Below are 1641 nucleotides of genomic sequence, written 5' to 3'. Positions count from 1 at the left end.
GGCTGGACAGCGTGGTTATCGAGCTTGTCCGGCTGGCCAGGAAAAATTTTTAAAAAGGAGGGTCCAATTCATGGGAATGCAGATACATACTCCGTTTTTCACGGTCGATGAGATGAAGGCGTACAAATTTAAAAAGGGCGAGAAGCTGACCATATACCGTTTTCTCGAGACTCCCGACCCGAGCGTAATGCCGCCCATCTGGCCGACGGTGTTCGTGATTGTCCTGGAGGACGGCCGGTGGGCGTGGGCGGAGGTGCCGACGCACTTCTACAGGGCGGACGCGGTCCCGGCATTCGACGAAAAACTGGGCGGGTACCCCGACTGGCGGCTCGGCCAGAAGTGGCCAGGCGTGTTCCGGCGCATCGAGCCGCAGAACATGCTCGGGGCGCTGCAGTACTGGGTAGAAGAGGGCTGCAACGGTATAACCAACGACGTGGGGGTCGTCGAGCGCGTCGTCGTCGACCTGGACGACCGGGAGGCCATGGAGAGGGAGGCGGCCCGGATCATGGGCGAGGACGGGGACAAAATGCCGGAACTCATCGTCCCCGTCACCGGGATGAATTTCCGGCGGTACTTCGGGGAGATCGCCGTCCAGGAGTCCATGCACCAGGTGGCGATATGGGAAGCGGCGGGCGAGACCGGGGTGGAACTGCCCCCGCCGGTTGCTCCGTAGGGGACATGATTCGCGCCAAAAAATGAAGGCCGGTTGTCCGGTCTTTTTTGTTTCTCGGGTAATAGCTGTGGTTGTTGCATTTGTCAAAGTCTGAGATAATTTGTCGGATGGAAAGGTGTTGTGGAGCGTGATCACTGGTGATAAGATCTCCTTAAAAAAGATTATTTTGGAGAGCTTTCTCTGGCGATTGTTTATGAAGAATAAAGTCAGCCTGTGTATTAAGTATGAGAGCCAGGTATATCAAATAGATGTTGATACATTAGTTGTTTCACTTTTGCATTTTTCCGAACTGACAAGCGCAGTCTCTAAAGAGCTGATTCCAGCGGGTGAAATAAAGCTGAAGATTGAAGCAACAGAAAAAGGAAGTTTTGTTGTTATTCTAGAAGCGGTAAAGGGAATAATCGGGGGGCTGTTTGATTTTCTGACAAACGAAAAAGAAACAATTGATTCCATTCATAAAGTTATCAATACAATTCTGGATCTTCTAAGTCTTAAGCGTTTTTTAGGGGGCAAGAAGCCCGAGAGCATAAAATTTGAAAATGGGAATGTCGTTCTTGAAAAAGATGGTGCCAAAATAGTTGTTAATCAGACTGTATATCGAATATATTGTAAAAACTCAAAAGTAAATTTTCATATAGAAAAAATGTTTGAAAGTTTATCCGAAAATCTGGAAGTAGACGGATTTAGTGTTGTAACAAATAAAGGTGGTACTTTTCATGCTAACAGGGAAGAGTTCTACAAATTGGCAGCCGACAACGAAATTACCGAAAGTGAAAAGATAAGGGAAGTCAAAGAAAAAGTCAGGCTGACAGTGGTCAAGGTGGTTTTTCAAAAAAATAGGAAATGGGATTTCATATATGAAGGGAATAAAATTTCTGCCTATATAGCAGATGAAGGGTTTTGGAATAAAGTAGGTTCTTCGCTATTTTGTGTGGGTAAGAGTCTTTACCAGAAGATGTCATATGGTA

General features: G+C 46.9%; 2 protein-coding genes. Both read left to right on the top strand.

Annotated features, from left to right (window positions below):
* Nucleotides 1–70 precede the first annotated feature (70 nt).
* Entirely contained in the window at nt 71–673 is a 603-nt protein-coding gene (locus ACPLUI_RS14695) for a hypothetical protein (protein WP_424660984.1), read from the top strand.
* A gap of 127 nt (nt 674–800) precedes the next feature.
* Nucleotides 801–1641: hypothetical protein (locus ACPLUI_RS14690; RefSeq protein ID WP_424660983.1), on the top strand; the 841-nt coding region annotated here is incomplete at its 3' end.

It is taken from the genome of Desulfofundulus sp. (assembly GCF_049701015.1).
In the GTDB taxonomy this organism is placed as follows: domain Bacteria; phylum Bacillota; class Desulfotomaculia; order Desulfotomaculales; family Desulfovirgulaceae; genus Desulfofundulus.
The sequence above is the reverse complement of the archived record's forward strand: the minus strand, read 5'-3'. Positions and strand labels throughout refer to the sequence as shown.